We start from the raw sequence: 22,100 nt of genomic DNA, 5'->3' as shown, positions 1-22,100 counted from the left end.
CCGGGTGGCCCGCGAGGTGGGCACGGAGGGCAAGCTGGGTGGCCAGGCGCAGGTCAAGGGCGTCTCGGGTACGTGGCGGGACCTGACGGACAACGTGAACTCGATGGCGTCGAACCTGACCTCGCAGGTGCGCAACATCGCCTCGGTCACCACGGCGGTGGCGAAGGGCGACCTGAGCCAGAAGATCACCGTTGACGCGCAGGGCGAGATCCTGGAGCTGAAGTCGACGGTCAACACGATGGTCGACCAGCTCAGCTCGTTCGCCGACGAGGTGACCCGGGTGGCCCGCGAGGTGGGGACCGAGGGCAAGCTCGGCGGCCAGGCGCAGGTCAAGGGCGTCTCGGGCACCTGGCGGGACCTCACGGAGAACGTCAACCAGCTCGCCTCGACGCTCACCACCCAGCTCCGGGCCATCGCGCAGGTGTCGACCTCGGTGACCCGGGGCGACCTGACCCAGCGGATCGCCGTCGACGCGCAGGGCGAGGTCGCCGAGCTGAAGGACAACATCAACCAGATGATCGTCACCCTGCGGGAGACGACCAAGACGAACGCCGAGCAGGGCTGGCTGGACTCGAACCTCGCCCGGATCGGCGGCCTCCTTCAGGGCCAGCGGGACCTCGGCGAGGTCTGCCGGATGATCATGATGGAGGTGACCCCGCTGGTCGACGCGCAGATCGGCGCGTTCTTCCTGACGGACACCTCCGACGGCAGCATGCGGCTGCGGCTGACCGCCTCGTACGGCTACGTGGCGCGGGGCCACGAGGTGACCTTCGGGCCCGGCGAGGGGCTGGTCGGGCAGGCGGCCCTGTCCCGCCGCACGATCCGGGTGAGCGCCTCCCCGGACGGCCGGCTCACGGTCCGCTCCGGGCTGGCGGCCACCCCGCCGGCCGACCTGGTGGTGCTCCCCATCGTGTTCGAGGGCGAGCTGCTCGGCGTGATCGAGTTCGCCGGCGTGGCCGCGTTCTCCACACTGCACCTGACGTTCCTGGACCGGCTGGTGCTGACCATCGGCGTGGCGGTCAACACCATCCAGGCCAACCGGCGCACGGAGGAGCTGCTGGCCCAGTCCCAGCGGCTGGCCCACGAGCTCCAGGAGCAGTCGGCCGAGTTGCAGCGCACCAACGCCGAGCTGGAGGACAAGGCCCAGTTGCTCTCCGAGCAGAAGGCCAACATCGAGACCCAGAACCGGGAGATCGAGCTGGCCCGGCTCGGCCTGGAGGACAAGGCGCAGCAGCTCACCCGGGCCTCGGCGTACAAGTCGGAGTTCCTCGCCAACATGAGCCACGAGCTGCGTACGCCGCTGAACTCGCTGCTGCTGCTCGCCCGGCTGCTCGTGGAGAACTCGGAGCAGAACCTCACCCCGAAGCAGATCGAGTTCGCCCGGACCATCCACGGCTCCGGCTCGGACCTGCTGCGCCTCATCGACGACATCCTCGACCTGTCGAAGATCGAGGCGGGCCGGATGGACGTCGAGCCGACCGAGGTCCAGTTCACCGACATCCGGTGCTTCGTCGAGCAGGCGTTCGCCCCGCAGGCCGAGGAGAAGGGCCTCGGCTTCGAGGTGCAGGTGGCCGAGGAGCTGCCCCCGTCGCTGGTCACCGACGCCCAGCGGTTGCAGCAGATCCTGCGCAACCTGCTCTCCAACGCGATGAAGTTCACCGACGCCGGCGCGGTGACGCTGCGGATCGCCCCGGCCCCCGAGAACGCGGTGTACGACGTGCCGGCGCTGACCAACGCCCGCCAGGTGATCGCCTTCACGGTGGTCGACACCGGCATCGGCATCTCGGACGACAAGCTGTCGCTGATCTTCGAGGCGTTCCAGCAGGCCGACGGCACGACCAGTCGGCGCTACGGCGGCACGGGGCTGGGGCTGTCGATCAGCCGGGACCTGGCCCGCCTGCTCGGCGGCTCGATCACGGTCAGCTCCACGTCGGGGGAGGGCTCGACCTTCACCCTCCACGTACCGGACGTGCTGGCGCCCGACGCGGTGGTCGCCCCGGCGCCGCCGTCGCCGGCCCGCGCGGGCCTGCCGTCGTCGCTGCTGATGCCCCCGCCGGCGCTGCCGGAGCGGCCCGAGACGCCGGTTACCCGGCGGCTGGAGGGCGTCACCGTGCTGATCATCGACGACGACGTGCGGAACGTCTTCGCTCTGACCAGCGCGTTGGAGCTGCACGGGATGACCGTGCTGTACTCGGACAACGGGGCGGACGGGGTCCGCCTGCTGGCCGAGCATCCGGAGGTGGACATCGTGCTGATGGATGCGATGATGCCCGACCAGGACGGATACGAGACGACCCGGCAGATCCGCCGCAACCACCGTTTCGCCGACCTCCCGATCGTCTTCCTGACCGCGAAGGCGATGCCGGGCGACCGCGAGTCCGCGCTCGCGGCGGGAGGCAGCGACTACATCACCAAACCGGTCGACCTGGACGAGCTCATCGAGCTGATGGCCTCCTGGGTGAGCGGCACCCGAGGCGAGGAGATTTCGTGACCCAGACGGCCAAGGCGCTGCTGGTCGACGACCGGCGGGAGAATCTGATGGCCCTGGAGGCGATCCTCCAGGGGCTGCCGGTGCAGTCGGTCGCGGTGGAGAGCGGCGAGGCGGCGCTCAAGCAGCTGCTGGTGGACGACTTCGCGGTTATCCTGCTGGACGCGCAGATGCCCGACATGGACGGCTTCGAGACGGCCAGCCACATCAAGCGGCGGGAGCGCACCCGCCACGTGCCGATCATCTTCCTCACCGCCGCCGACAAGGACGCCCAGCTCGCCCTGCGGGGCTACGCGGTCGGCGCGGTCGACTACCTCACCAAGCCCTTCGACCCGTGGGTGCTGCGGGCCAAGGTGTCGGTCTTCGTCGAGCTGTGGGTGAAGACCCGGCAGCTCGCCGCCCAGTCCGACGTGGTGCGCGAGCGCGAGGCGCAGTGGCGGGGGCTCACCGACGCGGTCGACGAGGCCACCGCGCTGCTGCGCACCGACGCGCCGGACGCCCGGGACCGGGCCGTGGAGCTTCTCGAGCAGGCCCGCTGGGGCAACCTGTAGGCCCTCAGGCGGGCGGGGGGTCGCCGTGGCCGTGGGCGGCGCGGCGGACCCGCCAGCGCTCGCCGAGCGAGGCGATCTCCTCCTGCACGAAGACGAAGAAGTCGCGCATCTCGGCGATCCGCTCGCCGGCCGGGCTGCTCCGGCCGGCGAGGGCGTCGACCCCGCCGTCCGCGATGTCGATGAAGTTCTTGTAGAGGCCGCTCTTCGTGAGCGCCCCCTCGTACCAGGGGTTCTCCGGCAGCCGGTAGCGGTCCCGGCGGGAGCCCTTCACCGGCTCGCGGACCAGCACCCCGAGCTGGATGAGGTAGCGGACCGCGCCGGAGACGGCCGCCGCGCTGACCCCGAGCCGCTCGCCGATCTCGGCGGCGGTCAGTGGGTCGTCGGCGCTCATGACGGCGAACAGCACCCGGGCGGCCATCCGGGGGAAGCCGACCTCGGCGAAGGCCATGGCCATCCGCTCGACGAAGAGGTGGACCCTCTCCTCGTCGCGGCCGGGCGGGTCGGCGGTCATTCGGGATTCTCCTCGGCGTGCTCTCGTCGCGTATCCGATCCTGCCTCAGCCTCTAGAGTCTTCACAACTTTGTGAAGCAACTGTAGCTTCTGATGTATGGATACTGCGATAGAGGTGACCGGCCTCGTCAAGACCTTCGGTCGGACCCGGGCGCTCGACGGGCTGGAGCTGACCGTCCGCGCCGGTGAGGTGCACGGCTTCCTGGGCCCCAACGGCGCCGGCAAGTCCACCGCCATCCGGGTGCTGCTCGGCCTGCTCCGGGCGGACGCGGGGGCCGCCCGGCTGCTCGGCGGCGACCCCTGGCGCGACGCCGTGGCCCTGCACCGTCGCCTGGCCTACGTCCCCGGCGACGTGACGCTCTGGCCCAACCTGACCGGGGGCGAGGTGATCGACCTGCTCGGCCGGCTGCGCGGCGGCATCGACCAGCGGCGGCGCGACGAGCTGCTGACGGCGTTCGAGCTGGACCCGCGCAAGAAGGGCCGGGCGTACTCGAAGGGCAACCGGCAGAAGGTCGGCCTCGTGGCCGCCCTGGCCGCCGACGTCGAGCTGCTGATCCTCGACGAGCCCACCTCCGGGCTCGACCCGCTGATGGAGGGGGTCTTCCAGCACTGGGTCGGCCGGGCCCGCGCCGAGGGCCGCACGGTGCTGCTCTCCAGCCACATCCTCGGCGAGGTCGAGGCGCTCTGCGACCGGGTGACGATCATCCGCAACGGCCGCGCCGTGGAGACCGGCACCCTCGCCGAGCTGCGCCACCTCCAGCGCACCTCCGTCGACGCGGAGCTGGCCGGGCCGCCGCACGGGCTGGCCGAGCTGCCCGGCGTGCACAACCTGCGGATCGACGGCGACCGGGTCCGCTTCGACGTGGACACCCCGGTCCTCGACGCCGCGCTGGGCCGGCTCACCGAGATCGGCGTACGGAGCCTGGTCAGCCGCCCGCCGACGCTGGAGGAGCTGTTCCGGCGGCACTACGAGTCGGCGGCGGCCCCCGCCGGGGCGACCCGATGACCGGGCCGGCCGGCGGGCCGAACCGCCGGGGCGGGCCGCTCACCGGCACCCTGCACCTGGCCCGGCTCGTCCTGCGCCGCGACCGCGTCCTGCTGCCGATCTGGGTCCTGCTGATCGCCGTCCTGCCCGCCTTCTACGCCGCCACGTACGCCGAGCTGTACCCGACCGCCGCCCAGCGTGCCGAGTACGCCCTCACCACCGCCGGCAACCCGTCGATCGTGGCGCTGCTCGGCCCCCTTCACGGCGACAGCGTCGGCGCGCTCACCGCCCAGCGGGCCGGGCTGCTGCACCTGATCGTCGGCCTGATCAGCCTGCTCGTCGTCGTCCGGCACACCCGCACCGAGGAGGAGGCGGGCCGGCGGGAGCTGCTCGGCGCCACGGTCCTCGGCCGGTACGCCGGGCTCGCCGCCGCGCTGCTGGTCACGTGCGCCGCAGACCTGCTGCTCGGGCTGCTGGTGACCGGCGGGCTGGTCGCCGCCGACCAGCCGGCGGCGGGCTCCCTGGCCTTCGGGCTGTCGGTCGCCCTCGCCGGGATCGTCTTCGCCGCGGTCGGCGCGCTCGCCGCGCAGCTCACCGAGAGCGCGGCCGGCGCGCGGGGCCTCGGCCTCAGCATGCTCGGCGCGGCGTACCTGCTCCGGCTCGCCGGGGACGCCGGCGACCGGGAATGGCTCAGCCGGCTCTCCCCGCTGGGCTGGGCCCAGCGCACCCACCCGTACGCCGGGGAGCGCTGGTGGCCGCTGGCGCTGCTGGCCGGGCTGGCGGCGCTGGTCGGCGCGGCGGCATTCCGGCTCTCGGTGCGCCGGGACCTCGGGGCCGGCGTGCTGCCGCAGCGGCTCGGCCCGCCCACCGCCGGCCCCGCCCTCGCCGGGCCGTGGGGGCTGGCCTGGCGGCTGCACCGGGGGTCGCTGCTCGGCTGGACCGTGTGCGCGGCGGCACTCGGCGCGGTGCTGGGGGGCGCCGCCGACGCGGCCGGGAACGCGGTGCACGGCAACGAGACCCTCGCGCGGGTGATCGAGCGCCTCGGCGGCTCGTCGGCGCTCGCCGAGGCGTACCTGGGGGCGGCCCTGAGCATCGTCGCGCTCGCCGCCGCCGGCTGCGGCATCCAGGCCGCGCTGCGGATGCGGGCCGAGGAGACCGCCCAGCGGGCCGAGCCCGTGCTCGCCACCGGGGTCGGCCGGTCCCGCTGGCTGCTCAGCCACCTGGTCTTCGCCCTGCTCGGCCCGGCGGTCATGCTCGCCGTGACCGGCGCGGCGACCGGGCTCTCGTACGGCCTCAGCGTCTCCGACGTCGCCGGTCGGGCGCCGCGGCTGACCGGGGCGGCGCTGGCCCACGTGCCGGCGGTCTGGGTGCTGGTCGGCCTGACGGTGCTGCTGTTCGGCCTGCTGCCCCGGCTCAGCGTGGGCGGGGCCTGGGCCGCGCTCGCCGCCTGCCTGCTTCTCGGTCAGCTCGGCTCGGTGCTGGAGCTGAGCCAGTGGCTGCTGGACCTCTCCCCGTTCACCCACACCCCGCAGCTCCTGGGCGCGACGGTCGACCCCCTCCCGCTGCTGGCCCTGACGGCGACCTCCGCCGCCCTCCTGGCCCTGGGCCTGGCCACCTTCCGCCGCCGCGACCTCCCCACCCCCTGACCCTTCCTCCATCGACCCTTCACCCGTTGATCATGGGGTTGGCCCCGACAATTCGGACGCAGATCGCCGCCAACCCCATGATCAGCGGGGCGGGCCCGGGCGGGCCGGACTGGGTGGGGGCGGGGTGGTCAGTCGGTGGGGGCCGTGTTGCGGATCATCAGGGCCGAGCGGAGGCCCGTGATGTCCAGGACGCGGAGCAGGAAGTCGCCCACGTTCGTGAGGACGAGCAGGCTCTGCGCGTGGCTGGCCTTGCGGCTGAGCACGACCAGGGTGCCGAGCCCCTGCGAGTCGCAGAAGGTCACGCCGCCCAGGTCGAGGACGACCCGGGGCGGGGGATCGGCGAGCACCTCGTTGACGACGGTCGAGAGCTGGGCTGCCGTGAGCATGTCGATCTCACCGACGAGGCGAAGCACGGCTTCGTCCCCCGTACGGTGTAGCGTGATGGACAGTTCGGCACGATCCACTCGGCCAGCCTAGCGCGATCCGGGCACCCCGGCCCGCTGAGGCGGGTTTGGCCTGCTCCGCCCGCTGAGGCGGCTCCGCCCGCTGAGGCGCGGGTATGGGCTGCCCGGCCCGTCGAGGCGGTGTGGCGAACATGGGCACCGGCCCGCCGAGGCGGGCCTCGCCGCCCGACCGACCGCGAGCGCCCAGCCCGTCGAGGGGCGGGCGCGGGCGGCCCCGCGCGTGAGCCCGGTAACCCGGAACCGGGGTGGCTGCCGCCTCTCCGTCCGGCGCTGACACAATAGCAACATCGTGACCGCTGACTTTTCCGCCGGAACCGGCCGTTACCCGGCCGACGCGCCGGCCTCCGAGGCCCTGTTCGCCCGCGCCCGCGCCCTCGTGCCGGGCGGGGTGAACTCACCCGTGCGCGCGTTCCGTGCCGTCGGCGGCACCCCGCGCTTCATGGTCCGGGGGGAGGGGCCCTGGCTCTACGACGCGGACGACCGGCGCTACGTCGATCTCGTCTCCTCCTGGGGCCCGCTGATCCTCGGGCACGCCCACCCGGAGGTGGTTGAGGCCGTCCGGTCCGCCGCCGGCCGGGGCACCAGCTTCGGCGCGCCGACGCCGGGCGAGGTGGAGCTGGCCGCCGAGATCGTCGACCGTACGCCGGTCGAGCAGGTCCGGCTGGTCAACTCCGGCACCGAGGCCACCATGTCGGCGATCCGGCTGGCCCGGGGGTTCACCGGCCGCACCAAGATCATTAAGTTCTCCGGCTGCTACCACGGGCACTCCGACGGGCTGCTCGCCGCCGCCGGCTCCGGCGTGGCCACCCTGGGCCTGCCCGACTCGCCGGGCGTGACCGGCGCGGCGGCCGGCGACACGATCGTGCTGCCGTACAACGACGTCGCCGCCGTGGAGGCCGCGTTCGCCGCCGAGGGGCCGCACGTCGCCGCGATCATCACCGAGGCGGCGGCCGGCAACATGGGCGTGGTGGCCCCCCGCGACGGCTTCAACCAGCAGCTCGCCCGGATCGCCCACGCGCACGGGGCGCTGCTGATCGTCGACGAGGTGATGACCGGGTTCCGGGTCTCCCGCTCCGGGTGGCACGGCCTCGACCCCTCCGACGCCGACCTGTGGACGTACGGGAAGGTCATGGGGGGTGGGCTGCCGGCGGCGGCCTTCGGCGGGCGCGCGGAGATCATGGAGCGGCTCGCCCCGGCCGGCCCGGTCTACCAGGCCGGCACGCTCTCCGGTAACCCCCTGGCCTGCGCCGCCGGCCTGGCCACCCTGCGCCTGGCCGACGACGCGCTGTACCGCACGCTCGACGCCACGGCCGCCACCGTGGGCAAGCTGGCCGCCGACGCGCTGGCCGCCGCCGGGGTCCCGCACCGGCTGTCGTACGCGGGCAACATGTTCTCGGTCTTCTTCACCGACGCCGACGTGGCCGACTACGACAGCGCGCGGACCCAGGACGTGCCGGCGTTCAAGGCGTTCTTCCACTCGATGCTCGCCGACGGGGTCTACCTGCCGCCGAGCGCGTTCGAGGCGTGGTTCGTCTCGACGGCGATCGACGACGCCGCGTTGGAGCGGATCGCCGGTGCCCTGCCTGCGGCGGCGAGCGCGGCGGCAGAGGCGAGCGCGGCGACAGCGGCGACAGCGGCGGGCCACGGGGGGTAGCGGTGAGCAAGACGGTGGTCCACGTGCTCCGGCACGGCGAGGTGTACAACCCCACCCAGATCCTCTACGGCCGCCTGCCCGGCTTCCGCCTCTCCGAGCTGGGCGTGCAGATGGCCAAGGCGGCGGCCCAGGGGCTCGCCGAGCGGGACGTGGTGCACGTGGTGGCCAGCCCCCTCGAACGCGCCCAGCAGACCGCCGAGCCGATCGCCGCGCAGTTCGGCCTGCCCGTCGGCGTGGACGAGCGGCTCATCGAGAGCGCCAACTGGTTCGAGGGCAAGAAGGTCTCCCCGGGCGACGGGTCCTTCCGCGACCCGCGTAACTGGTGGGTGCTGCGCGACCCGGTCACCCCGTCCTGGGGCGAGGCGTACGTGGCCATCGCCGAGCGGATGTTCGCCGCCCTGAACGCGGCCCGGGTCGCCGCCGAGGGGCGCGAGGCCGTGCTCGTCTCCCACCAGCTCCCGATCTGGACGCTGCGCCGGTACGTCGAGCGCAAGCGGCTCTGGCACGACCCGCGCCGGCGGCAGTGCGGCCTGGCCAGCCTCACCTCGTTCCACTTCGACGGCGCGAAGGTGGTCGGGATCGGCTACAGCGAGCCGGCCGCCCACCTGATCGCCACCTCACCGACAGCTCGGACGGCCAAGGGGGCCTGATGCCAGCCCGTAGGTGGATCGCGGGGCTCCTCGCGGCCGTGGTGACCACGGCCGCACTGACCGGCTGCTCCTCCGACAGCCAGGAACAGGTCTGCGCGACCACCGACGGCGTCATCGAGTGCGCCCCGGACCAGCGCTCCGCCGCCCCCAAGGTCTCCGGCGAGCTGCTCACCGGGGGCAGCTACGACGTCGCGAACGATCGCGGCAAGGTGGTCGTGGTCAACTTCTGGGGCTCCTGGTGCCCGCCCTGCCGGGCGGAGGCCGACGACCTGGAGGCCACCTACCAGGCCACGAAGGGCTCCGGGGTCACCTTCCTCGGCATCAACGTGCAGGACAACCGGGACAAGGCCATCGCCTTCGAAGAGGGGCGGGTCACCTACCCCAGCCTCTTCGACCCGCCGAGCCGGCTCGCCCTCGCCTTCGACATCTCGCCCACCACGATCCCGGCCACCGTCATCCTCGACCGCGACGGCCGGGTCGCCGTGGTGATCCGGTCGGCGGTCACCCAGGACCGGCTGCGGCCGATCGTCGAGCGGATCGCCGCCGAGCGACCCGCCCCCAACGGTTCCCGCTGATGGGCGACACCTTCCACGACCTCGCCCAGGGCGGGCCACTGCTGCTGGCCGTGGGCGCGGCGGCGCTCGCCGGGCTGGTCAGCTTCCTCTCCCCGTGCATCCTCCCGCTGGTCCCGGGCTACCTCTCGTACGTCACCGGCCTCGCCGGCACCGACCTCGAAAGGAAGGGCCCCCCGTCAACGCCTGCGGTAGAGCAGGGGCCCCCTCCTGACGCCCCGACGTCCGGCGCGCCCGGCGACGGCGGCGTGGCCGTGCGGCAACGGGCGGGCGTGCGGGAGCGGGCGGCGGGGCGTACCCGGGAGGGCGCCCGGACCGCGGCGGCGGTCCGGGGGCGGGTGCTCGCCGGGACGCTGCTCTTCATCGCCGGTTTCACCGCCGTCTTCACCGCCACCGCGATCCTCTTCGCCAGCGTGGGCCGGGTCTTCATCCAGTACGAGCGGGAGCTGGAGATCGGCGCCGGGGCGCTGATCGTGGTGCTCGGGCTGGCCTACGTCGGGGTGATCCCCGGCCTGCAACGGGAGTTCCGCATCCAGCGGCTGCCCGCCGCCGGCCTGCTCGGGGCCCCCGTCTTCGGCGCGGTCTTCGCCCTGAGCTGGATGCCCTGCACCGGCCCCACCCTCGCGGCGGTGCTCGGCATGGCCACCCCCGGCGGGCAGCTCGACCGGGCGGTGGTGCTCGCCGTGGCGTACTGCCTCGGGTTGGGCGTACCGTTCGTCGTCTTCGGGCTGGCCTTCCACCGGATGCTCGGGGTGTTCCGCGCCGTGCGGCGCAACAGCCGCTGGGTGACCCGGGTGGGCGGCGTCCTGCTGGTCCTGATCGGCCTGGCGCTGGTCACCGGCGGATGGACCGACTTCGTGATCTGGTTGCAGACGACGTTCGGCGTGGGCGAGGTGAGCATCTGATGACTACCGTGACGGACCGACCAGGCCGGGCCGCTCCCGAGGCGCCCCGCCGGCGGCCGAACCGGCTGCTGGCGCTGCTGCGCAACTCGTGGCGGCAGCTCACCAGCATGCGCACGGCGCTGATCCTGCTCTTCCTGCTCGCCGTCGCGGCGATCCCCGGCTCGGTGCTCCCGCAGCGCGGGGTCAGCCCGGAGAAGGTCAACGAGTACTTCGTCGAGCACCCCGACCTGGCCCCGCGCCTGGACCGGATCGGCGCGTTCGAGGTGTTCGGCTCCGTCTGGTTCTCGGCCATCTACCTGCTGCTCTTCACCTCGCTGATCGGCTGCATCGTGCCCCGGCTGCGCGACCACGTCCGCGCGCTGCGCACGAAGCCGCCGGCCGCGCCGAAGCGCCTGGACCGGCTGCCCCAGCACGCCGTGCTGACCGGCGTCGCCGTCGCGGGCCCCGGGGCCACCGATACCGAGGCCGTCGCCGCCGAGCTGCGCCGGCGGCGGTGGCGGGTGGTGGTCCGCGGCAACGAGGTCTCCGCCGAGAAGGGGTACCTCAAGGAGACCGGCAACCTGGTCTTCCACATCTCGCTGATCGCCGTGCTGCTCGGGGTGGCCCTCGGCTCCTGGTACGGCTGGCAGGGCAACCGCCTCCTGGTGGCCGGCGCGGAGAACGCGTTCTGCAACACCCGCCAGCAGTACAGCGAGGCCCAGGTCGGCGCCCGGGTGGACAACGCCGACCTGCCGCCGTTCTGCCTGACCCTGAGCAGGTTCGACGCACGCTTCCTGGACTCGGGGCAGCCGGAGCTGTACCGCGCCACGGTCGACGTGGAGCAGGCCGGCCGGCCGGCCCGCACCGAGTCGTTCTCGGTCAACTCGCCGCTGCGCCTCGGCGACGCCAACGTCTACCTGCTCGGCCACGGGTACGCGCCGATCCTGCGCTACACCGACCGGTACGGCAAGACGCAGACCAGCAACTTCCCCTTCCTGACCAGTGGGGACGCCACCCTCACCAGCGAGGGGGTGGCCGCGTTCCCCGACGTGAACGTCGACCCGGCCACCGGTAAGCGCGACGCGAACCTCCAGGTCGCCTTCGAGGGGCTCTACCTGCCGACCGCGCCGCAGCAGCCCCCCTTCACCCGGTCGGAGTTCCCGACCGAGCGCAACCCGGCCGTGGTGCTGGTGGCGTACCGGGGGAACCTCGGCATGGACGCGGGCATCCCCGGCTCGGTGTACCAGCTCGACCAGCGCCAGGTCAGCAACGGCAAGCTCCAGCAGATCGGCGACAAGAAGCTGGCCGTGGGCGAGAAGTGGACGCTGGACGACGGCAGCGTGCTGGAGTTCGTGGGCACGAAGCCGTACATCACCCTTTCCGTGCGGCACGACCCCTCCTCGACCCTGATGCTGGTCAGCTCGGGGGCGCTGCTGATCGGCCTGATGGGCGCGCTGTTCGGCCGGCGTCGCCGGGTCTGGTTCCGGATCACGCCGGCCGGCGACCCCGCCGGTGGAACTCCGACGGCCGGTAGTAGTTTGGTGGAGGCCGGTGGGCTGCCGCGCACCGACTATCCGGGTTTCGCCGACGAGTTCGCACAGCTCGTCGCCGCGATCGGCGGCGGGGTGCCGGGTGACGCGGGGCCGGCCGACGGGGCTTCGGCCGCCGGGAAGCTGACCGGGCGGGCCGGCGAGGGCCGCGCGGAGGAGACCGGCCCGGCCGGGACGCGAGAAGGAGCCGAGTGATGTCCGCACTCTCCGACCAACTGGTGACGTTCGCGATCCTGGCGTACCTGGTCGCGATGATCTGCCACGCGGTCGAGTACGCCCTGGGCAACGCCCGGGCCGTCGTCCCGGCCGCGCCCGCCCGCGAGCTGGTCGGGGCGGGGGTCGGCGGCTCCGGCGGCCCGGTCGACGCGCCCGCCACCCCGGCCGCGCCGGCCCGGGTGAGCCGCTCCGGAGACCGGGCCCGGCTCGCGGGCCGCGTCGCGGTCGGCTTCACCGCCCTCGCCGCCGCCCTGCACCTCGCGGCCACGGTCACCCGCGGCGTCGCCGCCGACCGGATGCCCTGGGGCAACATGTACGAGTTCGTGCTGACGATCTCGCTCATCTGCACGGTGGCGTGGCTCGCCGTGCTCTGGAAGCGCCCCTCGCTGCGCCGCCTCGGGCTCTTCCTCACCCTGGTCATGGTGCTGCTGCTGGCGTTCGCCGAGCTGAAGCTGTACGTCGAGATCGTGCCGCTCATGCCGGCGCTCAAGTCGGCCTGGTTCATCGTGCACGTGTCGACGATCGGCTTCTCGTCCGCGATCTTCCTGCTCGGGGCGGTGCCGGCCATCGCGTTCCTCATCCGCAACGGGTACGAGCAGGGCAAGCGCAGCTTCCCGTACACCCTGGCGCAGCGGCTGCCGGGGGCGGCCAGCCTGGAGCGGCTGACCTTCGTGCTGCACGCCTTCTCGTTCCCGATCTTCACCTTCGCGGTGATCGCCGGCGCGATCTGGGCGGAGTCGGCGTGGGGTCGGCCCTGGGGCTGGGACCCGAAGGAAACCTGGGCGTTCATCTCCTGGGTGGTGTACGCGGGCTACCTGCACGCCCGCGCCACCCCGAGCGTGAAGCGGAACGTGGCGACCTGGATCGCCATCGTCGGCTGCCTCACCATGCTGATGAACCTGTTCGGCGTGAACTTCTTCTTCACCGGCCTGCACTCGTACGCCGGGATGTAGCGACCGGCGCGGCGGTCAGCGCCGGGCGACCTTCGTCGCGGTGAGGATCCGGTCCACCTGCCGGGTGACCTGGTAGGCCACCTCCGGCACGTCGGACAGCTCGATCCGGTCGGCGCGCATCGCCAACTGGGCGTGCAGTTCCAGGGCCACCGCGTCGCGGATGCGGGCGAGCAGGGGCGAGAGGCCGTCCGAGTCTCCGGAGACGTACGCGTCACTCATGCCTTCATCGTCCCTCCGGGGGCGGTTCTTCGGCTGCCCCTCTCCCGCCCGAGACGAATAACTACATTTTTTGGAACTGTGGTTATAGGACCGCCCGCCTGTACTCCGACTGAGCCGGGAGCGGGTCAGCCGCCGAACCAGCCCGGGACGTCGAGGCGGAAGATGTCCGTGGCGGCAACGGCAAGGAGGTCGTCCTCCATCGCCGTGACCCGCTCCGCGCCGAGCGTGGTCGCCCACCGGTTGCGCAGCGCGTCGAGGACGACCGCCGAGCGGGCCAGCCCGTCGCGGCCCCGTGCGGTCGCCCGGACCAGCTTGCGGCGGGCGTCGTGCGGGTCGTCGCCGCGTTCCAGGTAGCCGAGGGCGACCAGCCGGTCGACCGTCTTGCCGGCGGCCTGCTTGGAGACGCCGAGCCGCTGCCCCAGCTCGGTGGCGGTGGTGCCGTCGGGGCCGACGGCCTGGAGGACGAAGCCGTGCAGCGGGCGCAGCTCGGGGTGCCCCTGCCGGGCCAGCTCCGCGTGCAGGTCGTCGATGAGGGTGCGGAAGCCGGCCAGCAGCAGCAGGGGCAGCGCGAAGCCGGGCCGGGCGGGATCAGCGCTTGCCACGTTCGACAACCACCTTTACGATTTGGACAACCACGTTGACTATCTTACGTCACGGCGGTTCCCCTGTCCCCTCCGAGAGCAGGTCACCGTGTCCCAGCGCGTCTTCACCGCCCACACCCCCGACACCGCGCCCGCCGCCGCCCGCCCGACCATCGAGGGGGTACGGCGGAAGTTCGGCTACCTTCCGACGCCGGTCGCCCTGATGGCCGAGTCGCCCCACCTGCTGAAGGGCTTCCTCACCGTCAACGGGATCTTCGAGCAGAGCAGCCTCGACCCGCTGGAACGGGAGGTGGTCGTGCTGACCGTCGCCACCCGCAACGAGTGCCACGTCTGCGTGGCGATGCACACCGCCACGCTGACCGGGCAGGGCGTCGACCCGGCGCTCGTCGCCGCGCTGCGCACCGGCGCGCCGCTGCCCGAGGCGCGGCTGGAGGCGCTGCGGTCGTTCACCCTGGCCGTCCTCGATCACCGGGGTGCCGTGCCGGACGCCGACCTGCGCGCCTTCCTCGACGCCGGTTACGAGCCCCGACAGGCCCTCGACGTGGTCCTCGGTGTCGGCACGTACACCATCTCCACCTTCGCCAACCGCCTCACCGACGCCCCGCTCGACCCCCGGCTCGCCGCCGCCGCGTGACCCTGCCCCGCCCCACACAGCGAGTGATCAAGGAGTTTCCGTCACGGTCCCGGGTGATCCCTGACGCAAACTCCTTGATCACGGGGACGGACGGACGGGCGGGCGGGCGGCGGTCGCCGCCGAGCGGTGCGCAGGTGGTGGGGGCCGGGTGGGGCGGCACTCAGCTTGGTGGGGGAGACTGGCTGTCATGGCTCGTGGCTTCCCGTACACCGACCTGAAGGACTTCCTCGCGGCGCTGGAGCGCGCGGGGGAGCTGCGCCGGGTCAGCGTCCCGGTCGACCCCACGCTGGAGATCAGCGAGATCGTGACCCGCACCGTACGGGCCGGCGGGCCGGCGCTGCTGTTCGAGCGGCCCACCCGGGGCGAGATGCCGGTGGCGGTCAACCTCTTCGGCACCGAGAAGCGGATGGCGATGGCGCTCGGGGTGGAGCACCTCGACGAGATCGGCAACCGGATCGGCGAGCTGCTCAAGCCGGAGCTGCCGATGGGCTTCTCGGGCATGATGGGCGGCCTCGGCAAGGTGATGCAGCTCAAGTCGATGCCGCCGAAGAAGGTCAGGACGGCCCCCTGCCAGCAGGTGGTCTACCGGGGTGACGACGTCGACCTGAACCGGCTGCCCGGCCTCCAGGTGTGGCCCGGCGACGGCGGGATCTTCCACAACTTCGGGCTGACCCACACCAAGCACCCGGAGACCGGCAAGCGCAACCTGGGGCTCTACCGGCTCCAGCAGCACAGCCACAACACCCTCGGCATGCACTGGCAGATCCACAAGAACTCCACGGCCCACCACGCCGTCGCCGAGCGGCTCGGGCAGCGGCTCCCGGTCGCCATCGCCATCGGCGCCGATCCGGTGGTCGCCTACTCGGCCAGCGCGCCGCTCCCCGCCGACATCGACGAGTACCTCTTCGCCGGCTTCCTGAGCGGCGAGCGGGTCGAGATGGTCGACTGCCTGACCGTGCCGTTGCAGGTGCCGGCGCACGCCCAGGTGGTGCTGGAGGGCTACCTGGAGCCCGGCGAGCGGCTGCCGGAGGGCCCGTTCGGCGACCACACCGGCTTCTACACCCCGGTCGAGCCGTTCCCGGTGCTGCACGTCGAGGCCATGACCATGCAGCGCGACCCGGTCTACCACTCGATCGTCACGTCCCAGCCGCCGCAGGAGGACCACGGCCTCGGCAAGGCCACCGAGCGGATCTTCGCGCCGCTGCTGCGCTTCCTCATCCCGGACATCGTCGACTACGACCTGCCCGCCGCCGGGGTCTTCCACAACTGCGCGATCGTGTCGATCCGCAAGCGCTACCCCAAGCACGCCCAGAAGGTGATGAACGCGATCTGGGGCGCGCACATGATGTCGCTGACCAAGCTCATCGTGATCGTCGACGAGGACTGCGACGTGCACGACTACAACGAGGTCGCCTTCCGGGCCTTCGGCAACGTCGACTACGCCCGGGACCTGCTGCTCACCGAGGGGCCCGTGGACCACCTCGACCACGCCTCGTACCAGCAGTTCTGGGGCGGCAAGGCCGGCGTCGACGCCACCCGCAAGCTGCCCGAGGAGGGCTACGGCCGGGGCTGGCCGGAGGAGATGACCATGTCGCCCGAGGTCGTCTCCCTGGTCGACAAGCGCTGGAAGGAGTACGGCATCCGATGACCACCGCCGCCGTCACCGAGCCCGTCGAACGCCCCGGGCGGGTCAAGTCCTTCCTCAAGCTGGTCGCGATCGAGCACTCCGTCTTCGCGCTGCCGTTCGCGTACCTGTCGGCGCTGACCGCGATGCAGGTCGACGGCGGGCGGGTGCGCTGGGTGGACCTGCTGCTGATCACCGTGGCGATGGTCGGGGCGCGGACGTTCGCCATGGCCGCCAACCGCATCCTCGACCGGCGGGTCGACGCCCGGAACCCGCGTACCGCGAACCGGGAACTGGTCACCGGGGCCGTGAGCGTGCGCACGGCCTGGACCGGCGCGGCCGTCGCCCTGGCGGTGTTCCTCGCCGCCGCCGCCCTGCTCAACCCGCTCTGCCTGGTGCTCGCGCCGCTCGCCGTGGTGCCGCTGGTCGTCTACCCGTACGGCAAGCGGTTCACCAACTGGCCGCACGCGATCCTGGCCGTGGCCCAGGCGGTCGGCCCGGTCGGCGCGTGGCTGGCGGTCACCGGCACCTTCGCCGGCTCCTGGCCGGCGTGGCTGCTCGGCGCGGCCGTCGGCCTGTGGATCGGCGGCTTCGACCTGATCTACGCCTGCCAGGACGCCGACGTCGACCGGAGGATCGGCGTGCACAGCGTGCCCGCCCGGTACGGGCTGCGGTTCGCCCTGCACGCCTCCACCGTCGCGCACGTGGTGACCTTCGCGGCGTTCATCTGGTTCGGGGCGCTGGTCGGGTTCGGCTGGCTGTGGTGGATCGGGCTGGCGCTCACCGCCGTCGCGTTCGGCTACCAGCACGTCGTGGTCAGCCCGACCGACCTGAGCAAGGTCAACCGGGCGTTCTTCACCGCGAACGGGTTCGTCGGCATCGCGCTGTTCGTCTTCGCCCTGCTCGACCTGGTGATCCGGCTCGGCCTGCGTCCCTGAGCCGGTCGGGCGGCGCTGAACCGGTCGGCCGGCGCTGGTCCGGTCGGGCGCGCTGCGCCCGGGGCCGGTTGTTAGGAGGGGGCCCCTGCTCTACCGGAAGCGTTGACAAGGGCACCTTCCTTACCGCCGTAGCGGGCGCTCTCCAGCGTCCACTCGATGGTGCCGCCGACGGCGGCGGCGATGCCGTCGAGGTGGTCGGCTACCGCCTCGTCCAGCGCCGGGCCGAACGACGGCACGCTCGCGCGCAGCTCCACGAAGCGGCGCAGCGCCGCCCGCCACCGCTGCGCGGCCAGGTCGACGGCGGCGGCCACCGGCACGCCCCGCTCGGCGGCCAGGGCCAGCACCAGGTTGTGCCCGCCGGAGGTGACCCGGTCCCGCTCCAGCGAGGCGATGTCGTTGTACCAGGAGAGCAGGTCGTTGCCGAGGTCGGCGATCTCGTGCAGCAGCGGGTGGTGGTACACCGCGTCCGGCAGCGGCCGGCCGGTGACGAACTCGATCAGCACGTACGACACGTACGCCGCCGAGGTGGCCCGGCGCAGCTCGACGTACCGGCGCACGCCCGGCGGGCGGCCCGCCGTCTTGCCGGCCGCCTCCTGCCGGACCCCGTCGAGGTGGTGCCCCACCGCGTCGGCGAACCGCTCCCGCCAGCGGCCCGGCATCCGGCGGCGCGGCTCCCGCCAGGCGCGCGCCAGCAGCCGGCGCAGCGGGCCCGTGAGCCCCGGTTGGTGCCCCTGGGGGCCCTCGCCCAGCAGCCGCAGCGTCCCGTCGCGCAGCGCCCGGATCTGGTCGGGGGTCAGCCGGTCGGGCCCGTCGCAGGCGTCGTCGACCAGGAAGAACCAGGTGAACAGCTCGGCGACGACGCGCAGGTCGGGCTCGGTGGCCCCGGGGTAGAGCCGGCCCGCGTACCGGGCGAAGCCGGCGCGGGACAGCCGCTCCAGGGCCGGGCCGTCCAGCGGCGGGCCGAGGCCGGGCAGCCGGTCGTCCAGCCACCGCTGCACCCGGTCGGCGTACGGCGACAGCCGAGGCGGAATGGGGCAGTCGGAGCGGAGCGACCAGAGGACGTCGCCGGTCATCACCGATTTCCTCCCGTCGGCGTCGGATGCCCACCGCAGCATCGCAGGTCCGCCCAGCCCCGGGTACGGCGGCCCGGCCGGCGTGCCGGACCGGCCCGGCCGGGTTCTCGGCTGGTCGGGCCGGGGTGGCGGACCGGCCCGGGCGGGTCGGTGACCGGTCGGGCCGGCGGACGGACCGGCCCGGCCGGCTCCAGGGGCCGGCCGGCGGCCCTCCAGGACGACCAGGCAGGCTGGACGGTATGCGCGAACCATGGGTGGTGGGGGTCTCGGGGGCGTCCGGCACGCCGTACGCGGCGGCGGTGGTCCGGGCGCTGCTCGACGCCGGGGAGCCGGTGGACCTGGTGGTGTCCCGGGCCGCCCGGCTGACCATCCTCGACGAGACCGGGCTGGCCTTCCGCGACGCGCACTGGGCCGAGGACCTCGCGGCCTGGATCGGGCGCGACCTGGGCGGCGACGACCTGCGGTACTGGCCCGCCGGTGACCTCGCCGCCGGCCCCAGCAGCGGCTCCTACCGGGTACGTGGGATGGCGGTGGTGCCGGCCAGTACGGCGGCCTGCGCCGGCATCGCCATCGGGCTGTCGAAGGATCTTCTCCAGCGGGCCGCCGAGGTCAACCTCAAGGAGCGGCGGCCGGTGGTGGTGGTGCCCCGCGAGACGCCGGTGACCCGCAGCCACCTGGAGCACCTGATCGCCCTGCACGACGCCGGGGCGGTCGTGCTGCCGGCGAGCCCCGGCTTCTACGGCGCCGGGGCGGCGGCCTCCGCGCAGCAGCTCGTCGACTTCGTGGCCGGAAAGGTGCTCGACGCGCTGGGCGTGCCGCACACCCTGTTCCGCCGCTGGTCGGGCGAACTGGGCACCGGCCGCTCCTGACCGCCCCGGCCGCTCCTGACCGCGCCCCGGTCGCTCCCGGCCGCCCCGAGAGGCGGGCCGGCGCTGGTACGTCCCGGCGCTGGTACGTCCCGGCGCTAGTACATCCCGGCGCCGGCCGGGCCGGGGCCGGTCGACGCGGCGGGGCCGACGTCACGGGCCTTCCCCATGTCGTCCGCCTCCTCCAACATGCCCTCCCCCTCCAGCAGGGCCCGCACCTCGGATTCCCGAAACCGGCGATGCCCGCCTGGAGTCCGGATGCTGCCGATCCGGCCGGCTGCCGCCCATCTCGTCACAGTCTTCGGGTCAACCCGAAACAGCGCGGCGACCTCACCCGGTGTCAGCAGGCGATCTCCAGTGTCCACAGCCCCCTCCTCGCGTCGACGAAGCCCCCGGCTGAACACACTGCCCCCGGCCGGTGCGAGCCCAGAGCCGTCATGAGGGACGTATGGCAATTACAGCACCAGCGACCTGGCCTGTCCGCCAAACGCGAAAAACGCACTGAGTGGGAAGTTAGTAAATGCTGTCGGCGCCGAACTCCCTTGACCGAGGGTCCGTGGACACTCACCTGCTGTCATGTGCAACGTGTGCCGGACGCCGGACGTTACGCGCCAACCACTAGGGTCACAGTCCGTGGACGCTATCGACCTCAGCCTCGTCGAGCTGCTGCAAGGCAACGCCCGACTGTCGTACGCCGAGCTGGCCCGCCAGGTCGGCCTCTCCGCTCCCGCCGTGCACGAACGGGTCGGCAAGCTGGAATCGAGCGGGGTGATCCGGGCCTACCGGGCGGAGGTGGAGCCCGAGTCCATCGGGCTCGGGGTGACCGCCGTGATCGGCCTCGTCGAGGACTCCGGCGCGGACACCGACGACGTGCTGGAGGCGGTCCGGCGGATGCCCGAGATCGACTCCTGCTACTTCATGGCCGGGGTCGAGTCGTTCCTGCTCAAGGCGCGGGTCGGCACGATCGCCGAGCTGGAGCAGCTCATCGTCCGGCTGAACCGCACCCCGGGCGTCGCCTCCACCCGGACCGGGGTCGCCCTGTCCACCAAGTGGGAGAACCGCCCGCAGCCGCTCGGGCCGGCCTCCTGACCCGCTTGCTACGTTGCCGGCATGACTCATCTCGACCGGGGCGACGAGGCCAGCCGGACGTGGGTGACCGAGGCGATCGCCGCGGTCGAGGCCGACGCCAACCGCTCCGCCGACACCCACCTGCTGCCGTTCCCGCTGCCCCGCGAATGGGGGATCGACCTCTACCTCAAGGACGAGTCGGTGCACCCCACCGGCTCGCTCAAGCACCGCCTCGCCCGCTCCCTCTTCCTGTACGGGCTCTGCAACGGCTGGATCGGCCCGAGGACGACCGTCATCGAGGCGTCCTCCGGCTCTACGGCGGTCTCCGAGGCGTACTTCGCCAGGATGCTGGGCCTGCCGTTCATCGCGGTGATGCCGGCGTCCACCTCGCCCGAGAAGATCGCCCAGATCGAGTTCCAGGGCGGGCGCTGCCACCTGGTCGACGACCCGGCCCGGGTGGTGATCGAGGCCCGCTGGCTCGCCGAGGACGGCGACGGCCACTTCATGGACCAGTTCACCTACGCCGAGCGGGCCACCGACTGGCGGGGCAACAACAACATCGCCGAGTCGATCTACGCGCAGCTCGCGCTGGAGCGGCACCCCGTACCGGACTGGATCGTCGTCGGCGCGGGGACCGGCGGCACCAGCGCCACCATCGGCCGGTACCTCCGGTACCGCCGGCTGCCCACCAAGCTCTGCGTGGTCGACCCGGAGAACTCGGCGTTCTACCCGGCCTGGCAGGCCGGTGACTGGTCGGTGCGCACCGGCCGGGGCTCCCGCATCGAGGGGATCGGCCGGCCGGGCGTCGAGGCGTCGTTCCTGCCCGCCGTGGTGGACCGGATGGTGCAGGTGCCCGACGCCGCCTCCCTGGCCGCCATGCGGGCCGGCTCCGCCCTGCTCGGCCGGCAGGTCGGCGGCTCCACCGGCACCAACCTGTGGGGCGTGTTCGGCCTGGTCGCCGGGATGCTCGCGCAGGGGCGTACCGGCTCGGTCGTCACTCTCATCTGCGACCCCGGCGACCGCTACGCCGACACGTACTACTCCGACGAGTGGGTCGCCGAGCAGGGTCTCGACCTGGCCCCGCACCTGGCGGCGATCGACCGCTTCCTCACCACGGGCACCTGGCCGGGCTGAAAGGAGGGGCACCTTGTTAACGCCTACGGTAGAGAAGGGCACCCCTTTCACGCCTCCCGGCGCGGGCGCGGCTCAGCACGGGCGCGCGGCTCAGCGGCACGGGCGCGCGGCTCAGCGCGGGGCGACGCGTTCCACCAGGCCGGGGTAGCGGAGCACCCAGCCGTCGCCGTCCACGTCCAGCTCGGCGGCGAACGTCCCGCTCGCGAAGCCGACGCGCCCCGGCCCGAGCGCCGTGTAGACCTGCTCGGCGGGCACCACCGTCAGGCTCGGCACCAGCACCCACGCCACGGTGATCCGGTGCGCCGTCCCCGCCGCCGCCGAGGCGAGCCCCAGCCGCCGTACCGGAAGGGTGTTGAACAGCGGCGAACCGCCCAGGTCCACGTCCACCGCGTCGGCCAGCCGGCCCGGGTCGTCGGTGCCCGGCAGGCCCGCCGGCGGCCGCCCGGCCGCCCGCAGCGCGGCGTCCAGGTCGCCCTCCTCCGAGGTCGTCACCCGCCACCGGTCACCGGCCGGCTCCAGCCGCACGCTGCGCTGCCAGCCCGCGCCCTCCGCGTCGACCTCCAGCCGGCTGACCGCCCAGTCCGGCCCCGTCGTCAGCCGGTAGCGGCAGGTGTAGGGGATCGGGTCGACGGCGAGCGCGACCCCCCGCGCGGTGAGGCCGCCCGCGTCGTCGCACACGGCGTGCTCGGCGCCGGTGGTGTCCGTCCGGTTCCAGAACAGCGAAATCGGCATGGACCGCACGTTACGCCACCCGCCCGGCAGGGGCAGGACATGCGGAAACGCCGCCGCGGAGCGTGGGCTCCGTGGCGGCGTTCCGGT

General features: G+C 73.2%; 23 protein-coding genes. 16 read left to right on the top strand and 7 right to left on the bottom strand.

Annotated features, from left to right (window positions below; translation table 11 throughout):
• Positions 1–2,491, top strand: a 2,491-nt coding sequence (locus LPU43_RS03805; protein WP_229398807.1) for an ATP-binding protein, incomplete at its 5' end; no start/stop codon positions are given.
• Positions 2,488–3,039, top strand: coding sequence for a response regulator (locus LPU43_RS03800; protein WP_229398806.1), 552 nt, complete (start codon positions 2,488–2,490; stop codon positions 3,037–3,039). The genes LPU43_RS03805 and LPU43_RS03800, both read left to right, overlap by 4 nt.
• 4 nt (positions 3,040–3,043) lie before the next feature.
• Here LPU43_RS03800 and LPU43_RS03795 read toward each other — a convergent pair whose 3' ends face one another.
• Positions 3,044–3,550 (bottom strand): GbsR/MarR family transcriptional regulator, encoded by a 507-nt coding sequence (locus LPU43_RS03795; RefSeq protein ID WP_229398805.1) that lies wholly within the window; start codon positions 3,548–3,550, stop codon positions 3,044–3,046.
• 96 nt (positions 3,551–3,646) lie between these two features.
• On the opposite strand from LPU43_RS03795, the gene LPU43_RS03790 reads away from it, so the two are divergent.
• Both LPU43_RS03790 and LPU43_RS03785 read left to right on the top strand, forming a co-directional pair.
• Positions 3,647–4,555 (top strand): ABC transporter ATP-binding protein, encoded by a 909-nt coding sequence (locus LPU43_RS03790; RefSeq protein WP_229398804.1) that lies wholly within the window; start codon positions 3,647–3,649, stop codon positions 4,553–4,555.
• A complete protein-coding gene (locus LPU43_RS03785; RefSeq protein ID WP_229398803.1) occupies positions 4,552–6,180 on the top strand; it encodes an ABC transporter permease in 1,629 nt (542 codons plus the stop codon). The genes LPU43_RS03790 and LPU43_RS03785 overlap by 4 nt, the downstream gene beginning before the upstream one ends.
• A 128-nt stretch (positions 6,181–6,308) precedes the next feature.
• Here LPU43_RS03785 and LPU43_RS03780 read toward each other — a convergent pair whose 3' ends face one another.
• Entirely contained in the window at positions 6,309–6,644 is a 336-nt protein-coding gene (locus tag LPU43_RS03780; protein WP_229398802.1) for an STAS domain-containing protein, read from the bottom strand.
• Positions 6,645–6,933: 289 nt separating this feature from the next.
• Here LPU43_RS03780 and hemL point away from each other — a divergent pair, with 289 nt between their 5' ends.
• Genes hemL through ccsB form a run of 6 tightly spaced genes read left to right on the top strand, consistent with a single transcriptional unit; the run spans position 6,934 to position 13,123 of the window.
• The gene (gene hemL, locus LPU43_RS03775) at positions 6,934–8,298 is read left to right on the top strand and encodes a glutamate-1-semialdehyde 2,1-aminomutase (protein ID WP_229398801.1); all 1,365 of its coding nucleotides are present in this window, start codon (positions 6,934–6,936) and stop codon (positions 8,296–8,298) included.
• Positions 8,299–8,300: 2 nt separating this feature from the next.
• Positions 8,301–8,948 (top strand): histidine phosphatase family protein, encoded by a 648-nt coding sequence (locus LPU43_RS03770; RefSeq protein WP_229398800.1) that lies wholly within the window; start codon positions 8,301–8,303, stop codon positions 8,946–8,948.
• The gene (locus LPU43_RS03765) at positions 8,948–9,523 is read left to right on the top strand and encodes a TlpA family protein disulfide reductase (RefSeq protein WP_229398799.1); all 576 of its coding nucleotides are present in this window, start codon (positions 8,948–8,950) and stop codon (positions 9,521–9,523) included. The genes LPU43_RS03770 and LPU43_RS03765 overlap by 1 nt, the downstream gene beginning before the upstream one ends.
• Complete coding sequence (locus LPU43_RS03760) at positions 9,523–10,425, top strand: cytochrome c biogenesis CcdA family protein (RefSeq protein WP_229398798.1); 903 nt, start codon at positions 9,523–9,525, stop codon at positions 10,423–10,425. The genes LPU43_RS03765 and LPU43_RS03760 overlap by 1 nt, the downstream gene beginning before the upstream one ends.
• Positions 10,425–12,149 (top strand): cytochrome c biogenesis protein ResB, encoded by a 1,725-nt coding sequence (gene resB, locus LPU43_RS03755; protein WP_229398797.1) that lies wholly within the window; start codon positions 10,425–10,427, stop codon positions 12,147–12,149. The genes LPU43_RS03760 and resB overlap by 1 nt, the downstream gene beginning before the upstream one ends.
• Entirely contained in the window at positions 12,149–13,123 is a 975-nt protein-coding gene (gene ccsB / locus LPU43_RS03750) for a c-type cytochrome biogenesis protein CcsB (protein ID WP_229398796.1), read from the top strand. The genes resB and ccsB overlap by 1 nt, the downstream gene beginning before the upstream one ends.
• A gap of 15 nt (positions 13,124–13,138) precedes the next feature.
• Here the strand turns inward: ccsB and LPU43_RS03745 are convergent, their stop codons facing one another.
• The gene (locus LPU43_RS03745) at positions 13,139–13,342 is read right to left on the bottom strand and encodes a hypothetical protein (RefSeq protein WP_229398795.1); all 204 of its coding nucleotides are present in this window, start codon (positions 13,340–13,342) and stop codon (positions 13,139–13,141) included.
• 125 nt (positions 13,343–13,467) lie between these two features.
• The gene (locus LPU43_RS03740) at positions 13,468–13,944 is read right to left on the bottom strand and encodes a MarR family winged helix-turn-helix transcriptional regulator (RefSeq protein WP_229398794.1); all 477 of its coding nucleotides are present in this window, start codon (positions 13,942–13,944) and stop codon (positions 13,468–13,470) included.
• An 88-nt stretch (positions 13,945–14,032) separates the two neighbouring features.
• Between LPU43_RS03740 and LPU43_RS03735 the strand changes: the two genes are divergently transcribed.
• From LPU43_RS03735 to mqnP, 3 genes are all read left to right on the top strand, one after another.
• Positions 14,033–14,578, top strand: a complete 546-nt coding sequence (locus tag LPU43_RS03735; protein WP_229398793.1) for a carboxymuconolactone decarboxylase family protein — start codon at positions 14,033–14,035, stop codon at positions 14,576–14,578.
• A gap of 187 nt (positions 14,579–14,765) precedes the next feature.
• Positions 14,766–16,226, top strand: a complete 1,461-nt coding sequence (locus LPU43_RS03730; RefSeq protein ID WP_229398792.1) for a menaquinone biosynthesis decarboxylase — start codon at positions 14,766–14,768, stop codon at positions 16,224–16,226.
• A complete protein-coding gene (gene mqnP / locus LPU43_RS03725) occupies positions 16,223–17,140 on the top strand; it encodes a menaquinone biosynthesis prenyltransferase MqnP (RefSeq protein WP_229398791.1) in 918 nt (305 codons plus the stop codon). The genes LPU43_RS03730 and mqnP overlap by 4 nt, the downstream gene beginning before the upstream one ends.
• A 71-nt stretch (positions 17,141–17,211) precedes the next feature.
• Here mqnP and LPU43_RS03720 read toward each other — a convergent pair whose 3' ends face one another.
• Entirely contained in the window at positions 17,212–18,213 is a 1,002-nt protein-coding gene (locus LPU43_RS03720) for a terpene synthase family protein (RefSeq protein ID WP_229398790.1), read from the bottom strand.
• 239 nt (positions 18,214–18,452) lie between these two features.
• Here LPU43_RS03720 and LPU43_RS03715 point away from each other — a divergent pair, with 239 nt between their 5' ends.
• A complete protein-coding gene (locus tag LPU43_RS03715; RefSeq protein ID WP_229398789.1) occupies positions 18,453–19,082 on the top strand; it encodes a UbiX family flavin prenyltransferase in 630 nt (209 codons plus the stop codon).
• A gap of 95 nt (positions 19,083–19,177) precedes the next feature.
• Here the strand turns inward: LPU43_RS03715 and LPU43_RS03710 are convergent, their stop codons facing one another.
• Entirely contained in the window at positions 19,178–19,444 is a 267-nt protein-coding gene (locus LPU43_RS03710) for a BldC family transcriptional regulator (protein ID WP_229398788.1), read from the bottom strand.
• A 268-nt stretch (positions 19,445–19,712) separates the two neighbouring features.
• On the opposite strand from LPU43_RS03710, the gene LPU43_RS03705 reads away from it, so the two are divergent.
• Entirely contained in the window at positions 19,713–20,168 is a 456-nt protein-coding gene (locus LPU43_RS03705; protein WP_229398787.1) for an Lrp/AsnC family transcriptional regulator, read from the top strand.
• Between the two features lie 21 nt (positions 20,169–20,189).
• Positions 20,190–21,281, top strand: coding sequence for an L-cysteine desulfhydrase Cds1 (cds1, locus tag LPU43_RS03700; RefSeq protein ID WP_229398786.1), 1,092 nt, complete (start codon positions 20,190–20,192; stop codon positions 21,279–21,281).
• A 111-nt stretch (positions 21,282–21,392) separates the two neighbouring features.
• Here the strand turns inward: cds1 and LPU43_RS03695 are convergent, their stop codons facing one another.
• A complete protein-coding gene (locus LPU43_RS03695) occupies positions 21,393–22,013 on the bottom strand; it encodes a putative glycolipid-binding domain-containing protein (protein ID WP_229398785.1) in 621 nt (206 codons plus the stop codon).
• Positions 22,014–22,100: the final 87 nt, after the last annotated feature.

It is taken from the genome of Micromonospora okii, from assembly GCF_020884795.1.
In the GTDB taxonomy this organism is placed as follows: Bacteria; Actinomycetota; Actinomycetes; order Mycobacteriales; family Micromonosporaceae; genus Micromonospora; species Micromonospora okii.
The sequence above is the reverse complement of the archived record's forward strand: the minus strand, read 5'-3'. Positions and strand labels throughout refer to the sequence as shown.